This window comes from Symbiopectobacterium sp., assembly GCF_051710365.1.
Classification (GTDB): Bacteria; Pseudomonadota; Gammaproteobacteria; order Enterobacterales; family Enterobacteriaceae; genus Symbiopectobacterium.
Map to the genome: position 1 here is coordinate 1 of NZ_JBPETA010000191.1, position 5,611 is coordinate 5,611.

Sequence of the window (5,611 nt, forward strand, 5' to 3'; positions counted from 1 at the left end):
TCAGTATTGGTGACAGACCACCACAAGTATCCAACCTCAATTCTGTTCACAAGACCATCGTTGATGTTCTCGGCGAGCGATACCGTCGAATTTATTCTTAAAGTAGGTGCGGAATGACGGATGTACATGTACCAAACGCCAGATATGGAACAGCAAGGGAAAATTCTGCAAGAAGTGGCACATCTGGTGGACGCGGGCAAACTGCAAGGCACCGCCAGTGAAGTATTGAACAGGTTAAACGTTGAAACGCTGCAACAGGCTCACGCCAAGGTGCAGGAAGGGCATATGCGCGGCAAGGTAACTATCGCGTTATAAAACCTCGCGTTGTCAGCCCTCAACCCTCGTCATCCTCGGCGAAAGCCGGGGATCTCTGTAAGAAGAAACGCATCTCATCTGCAAGAGATTCCCGCTTTCGCGGGAATGACGAAGGTGGACGAGAATGACGGTTTTAAGTAGGTGCGTCACGACCTTAAACGCTCGACGCGCACTTAGAATAACAGGCGGGCACGAATGGTGCCGGGAATCGCCTTCATCAGTTGCAGCGCGGTATTCGCTGCATCCGTTTCCACGTCGATTACCACATAGCCGATATCCGCGCTGGTTTGCAGATATTGGGCGGCAATGTTGATACCTTGCTCGGCAAAATGGTGTTGATTGCCGTCAGTACGCCCGGGCGATTTTCGTGAATGTGCAGCAAACGTGCGCGATCGCTTTGTACTGGCAAGAAAACTTCCGGGAAGTTAACCGCAGACAGCGTCGAACCGTTGTCAGAGTATTTCGCCAGTTTACCGGCCACTTCCGTACCGATGTTCTCCTGTGCTTCCTGCGTAGAACCGCCAATGTGCGGCGTCAGCAGCACGTTGTCGAACTCCAGCAGCGGAGACACAAACGGGTCGGAATTGGTTGCCGGTTCTTGCGGGAATACGTCAATCGCAGCACCGGCAATGTGTTGGCTACGCAGCACTTCACACAAAGCTGGGATATCGACGACCGTACCGCGTGAGGCGTTGATCAGGATAGAACCCGGCTTCATCAGCGCCAGCTCATCCGCGCCCATCATGTTCTGGGTGCTCGCCGTTTCCGGTACGTGCAGGCTGACCACGTCGCTCATGTTCAGCAATTCGGACAGATGACGCACCTGCTGAGCATTACCTAACGGCAGTTTGCTCTCGATATCGTAAAAGTAAACATGCATCCCCAGGCTTTCGGCCAGGATACCCAACTGGGTGCCAATGTGGCCGTAGCCAATGATACCCAGTTTTTTGCCGCGCGCTTCAAATGAGCCCACAGCCTGTTTGTGCCACACACCACGGTGCGCTTTGGCATTGGCAGTAGGAACGCCGCGCAGCAACAGCAGCATTTCGCCAATCACCAGTTCCGCTACGCTGCGGGTATTGGAGAAGGGAGCGTTGAACACCGGGATGCCGCGCTTGGTGGCAGAAGGCAATTCAACCTGATTGGTACCGATGCAAAAACAGCCCACGGCAACCAGCTTTTCTGCGGCAGCAAACACTTCTTCCGTCAGATGAGTACGGGAACGCAAACCGACGAAATGCGCGTCACGGATGGAGGCTTTCAACGCTTCCGTATCCAACGCACCTTTATGGTATTCAATGTTGGTGTAACCCGCTGCGCGCAGGTTTTCCAACGCGCTCTGGTGAACCCCTTCCACCAGGAGGAATTTAATCTTGTCTTTTTCCAGTGATACCTTTGCCATTTCCCGACCTTATTTTCAGACTTCAGATGACAATGAACCCATTTGCCAAATAGCCTCTGCCAACATAACAAAAATTACGCCAGCAGCAAGACAATCGATTGCTTCCCCGATGCTGCCAACGGCGTCACAAACTCCCTTTTACAGTAAAAAATAGGGATAACGCGTCGCCTTGCCAGATGCCAAGGGAACAAAATAAGAAAAAGTGATATTAAGTACCAAAAGTGAGACTTTAACAATGGTGGGGTTTTTAAGCAAAAAAATCGGACGTTAGCACCTTCAATGCCAACGTCCGATGCGCAGGGGAGAAATTACTTCAGGGTTTTTACACCGTCCGCGGTACCGACCAACGCAACGTCAGCGCCACGGTTGGCAAACAGACCGACGGTCACCACGCCCGCAATCCCATTGATACGGTTTTCTACGGCAATGGCATCTGAGATATCGAGGTTGTGCACATCCAGAATGACGTTGCCGTTGTCGGTAACTACGCCCTGACGATAGACCGGCTGGCCGCCCAGTTTCACCAGCTCACGCGCCACGTACGCACGGGCCATGGGGATCACTTCCACCGGCAGCGGGAATGTGCCCAGAATATCCACCTGCTTGGAGGCATCGACAATACAGATAAACTGACGCGCGATGGCAGCAATGATCTTCTCACGCGTCAGCGCAGCGCCACCACCTTTAATCATTTGCATGTGCGGGTTGATCTCATCAGCACCGTCCACATAGATATCCAGTTCATCAACCTCGTTGCTGTCGAACACCGTAATGCCTAAGCTTTTCAACTTTTCGGTAGACGCCACGGAGCTGGATACTGCGCCTTTAATCTGGTGTTTGATGGAACCCAGCGCGTCAATGAAGTGCGCTGCCGTTGAGCCCGTCCCCACCCCAACAATAGTATCCGGGCGGACATAATCCAACGCGGCCCAGCCGACTGCCTTTTTCAGTTCATCTTGTGTCATGGTCTGTATCGTGCCTGCAAATTACAGTGAGAAGAGAGAGGCGTATTATAGAGCAAGCGCCACCGGAAACGACGCCAATCGCCGCGCGTCCTTCGATTATTTTCGGCCATCAGTGTGAAATGGGACAGATTTTTAGCGTGTTCCGTCGGAAAAATGTGGCATAGTGCAAAGACCAAGTTTTATCCATAGGAAATGGCACCTTCATGAAACGACCGGACTATCGCACACTTCAAGCTCTGGATGCCGTCATCCGTGAGCGCGGATTTGAACGCGCCGCGCAAAAATTGTGCATCACGCAATCCGCCGTTTCACAACGCATCAAGCAGTTGGAGAACCTGTTCGGACAGCCGCTGTTGGTCAGAACCATACCACCGCGTCCCACCGAACAAGGACAAAAACTGCTGGCGCTGTTGCACCAAGTGGAGTTGCTGGAAGAAGAGTGGCTGGGCAACGATGCCAGCAGCGATATCCCGCTGTTGCTGTCGCTGGCGGTCAACGCCGACAGTCTGGCAACCTGGCTGTTACCTGCGTTACAACCGGTGCTGGTCGATTCCCCCATTCGTCTCAATCTGCAAGTGGAAGATGAAACCCGCACGCAAGAACGCTTGCGCCGTGGTGAAGTGGTCGGTGCCGTCAGTATCCAGCCGCAGCCGTTGCCGAGTTGTCTGGTGGATAAGCTCGGTGCGTTAGACTATCTGTTTGTTGCCTCACCGGATTTTGCCGCACGCTACTTCCCGAACGGCGTGATCCGTTCCGCGTTGCTGCGCTCCCCTGCGGTTGCCTTTGATCATCTGGATGATATGCATCAGGCGTTTTTGCAACAGAATTTCGATCTCTCGCCCGGCAGCGTTCCCTGCCATATCGTTAACTCATCAGAAGCGTTCGTACAACTGGCACGACAGGGCACCACCTGCTGTATGATCCCGCACCTGCAAATCGAGAGAGAATTGGCAAACAGCGAGCTGGTCGATCTGACGCCGGGCCTGTTTCAGCGCCGTATGCTTTATTGGCACCGCTTCGCGCCAGAAAGTCGGATGATGAGAAAGGTGACGGATGCCCTGCTCTCGCACGGGCATCGCGTATTGCGCCAGTCCTAACGCGCGTTAGTCAGGCGTTACTGATTAGGTTGCAGTTCGAACACCACGTCAACCTGATCGTCAAACTGGATGCTTTGCTGCTCGTAAGTCTGCGCCACATCGGCCTCTGCCGCGACGCCCGCCGCTTTAAACATCCGGGCCATGGGAACGGGCTGATAGTTGGCAACCTGATAGCGGATGCTGTAAATCGGTCCCAGCTTGGCGTTGAATCCGGTTGCCAATGCTTTCGCCTGGCTGGTCGCCGTTTCGATTGCCCGCTGACGTGCCTGATCGCGATAGGCCTCCGGGTTGGCAACTCCCAACTCCACGCCGCGGATTTCCGTCAACCCCGCGCGCAGCGCACCGTCCAGCAAGGCGTTTAGTTGATCCAGTTGGCGTACCGTTACCGCCACCTGACGCACCGCACGATACCCTTTCAGTTCAGAACGACCATCTTTCAGAAAATCGTATTCAGGGTGGGTACGCAGGTTGGCGGCGCTGATATCTTTTCTCTCAATACCGTGTTTTTCCAGATAGGCAAAATATTGCGCCACGCGGTCGTCCACCTGCTTTTTAGCATCAGCCACGTCTTTCGATGAAACGCTGACCTCAATCGCCAGATTTGCAATATCCGGCGTGGCATCCACGCTCGCTTTGCCCGATGTCACGATGTGCGGTCCGTTCGGCAATTCAGCGGCCTGACCGGACAGTGGAAGCGTGCTTAATCCTAACAGGGCGGCTATCGCCAGTGCTTTTAGCTTCACAGTGTCGTTTCTCCTGATTCCATTTAATAGTGCGCCGTTGCACGCCACGATGACGGCTGCGAGCCTGTGCGATGAATACGCCTACGGCTATAAATAAACATGGTGTTATTGATAAGATAAATATAGTGCACAGGCTGGCTTGGCTTAACTATAGGTGAATTCCGGAATACCGTAAAAAAAACGTCAACTTACAACACTATTGCATACCAGAATGTGCGAGTTGCAGCGCAATACTCCACATGATGACGCCAACAAAGGCATTAATCACGCGCTGTGCTTTTGGTGTGTTCAGCCACGGTGCCAGCCAGGATGCCAGCAACGCCAATGCAAAGAACCACAGGAAAGAAGCCGTAATGGAACCCAAGGCAAACCAACTGCGCGCACCGGGTGCCATTTGCCCGCCAATGCTGCCTTGCACGACAAAAGTATCCAGATACACGTGCGGATTCAGCCAGGTGACAGCCAACACCGTAGCGATAACGCGCCAGCGGCTTTGCCGTACGATATCCACGCTCACCACGTCGAGCTGACGCTTGAAGACCACGTTAAACGCGCCCTAACCATACCAAAGCAGAAATGCAACGCCTCCCCAAGTGATCAGTGACAGCAACAGCGATGACTGACTCAGCAACGCGCTGCCGCCAAAAATGCCGGCGCAGATCAAAATGACATCGCTCAATGCGCACAGCAGGGCAATCATCAGATGATACTGACGCCGAATCCCCTGATTCATCACGTAAGCGTTTTGCGGCCCCAGAGGCAAAATCATCGCCGCGCCCAGAAAAAATCCCTGCCAATACATACCAAACATGGTTCCCTACACTCTCCCGAATGAACAATTCGAGGGAGTGTAAGGTGGTTTTTTCATTAACTGAAATTGAAGATTCTAATTATTCATTAGAAAATCTAATTTCGAATATCATGCAATGCAGAATGTGAAATTGACACTGTTTTGGTTCCGGTCGGCTTTGTTGAATAAATAGAAAGTTTGGGTAATCATCGGAACAGATCACCATAGTTGTTTCAAAATCAGGTCTCCATGGCAAAACAAAATTTTAAAATCACTAACTGGCCCTCCTATAACAAGGC

4 protein-coding genes and 2 pseudogenes are annotated in these 5,611 nt (G+C 52.7%); 2 read left to right on the forward strand and 4 right to left on the reverse strand.

Features of this window, described 5'->3' with window-relative positions; genetic code table 11:
* Positions 1-126 precede the first annotated feature (126 nt).
* Positions 127-315: a zinc-binding dehydrogenase gene (locus tag ACTBDZ_RS14425; RefSeq protein WP_438815838.1), complete on the forward strand. Its 189-nt coding sequence runs from the start codon at positions 127-129 to the stop codon at positions 313-315.
* Positions 316-488: 173 nt separating this feature from the next.
* Here the strand turns inward: ACTBDZ_RS14425 and serA are convergent.
* Both serA and rpiA read right to left on the reverse strand, forming a co-directional pair.
* Positions 489-1,717 (reverse strand): annotated as a pseudogene (gene serA / locus ACTBDZ_RS14430) (phosphoglycerate dehydrogenase).
* A gap of 308 nt (positions 1,718-2,025) precedes the next feature.
* Positions 2,026-2,682: a ribose-5-phosphate isomerase RpiA gene (rpiA, locus tag ACTBDZ_RS14435; RefSeq protein ID WP_264644488.1), complete on the reverse strand. Its 657-nt coding sequence runs from the start codon at positions 2,680-2,682 to the stop codon at positions 2,026-2,028.
* Positions 2,683-2,885: 203 nt separating this feature from the next.
* Between rpiA and ACTBDZ_RS14440 the strand changes: the two genes are divergently transcribed.
* Complete coding sequence (locus ACTBDZ_RS14440) at positions 2,886-3,779, forward strand: LysR family transcriptional regulator ArgP (protein WP_438815839.1); 894 nt, start codon at positions 2,886-2,888, stop codon at positions 3,777-3,779.
* Between the two features lie 17 nt (positions 3,780-3,796).
* Here ACTBDZ_RS14440 and ACTBDZ_RS14445 read toward each other — a convergent pair whose 3' ends face one another.
* Positions 3,797-4,522 carry an oxidative stress defense protein gene (locus tag ACTBDZ_RS14445; protein WP_264644487.1) on the reverse strand — a complete coding sequence of 242 codons (726 nt, stop codon included), beginning with the start codon at positions 4,520-4,522 and terminating at the stop codon, positions 3,797-3,799.
* A gap of 196 nt (positions 4,523-4,718) precedes the next feature.
* Positions 4,719-5,333, reverse strand: a pseudogene (argO, locus tag ACTBDZ_RS14450) (arginine exporter ArgO).
* Positions 5,334-5,611: the final 278 nt, after the last annotated feature.

Coding starts and splice junctions, on each gene's coding strand:
- ACTBDZ_RS14425 (WP_438815838.1), top strand. CDS start 127: ATGTACCAAACGCCAGATATGGAACAGCAAGGGAAAATTCTGCAAGAA.
- rpiA (WP_264644488.1), bottom strand. CDS start 2,682: ATGACACAAGATGAACTGAAAAAGGCAGTCGGCTGGGCCGCGTTGGAT.
- ACTBDZ_RS14440 (WP_438815839.1), top strand. CDS start 2,886: ATGAAACGACCGGACTATCGCACACTTCAAGCTCTGGATGCCGTCATC.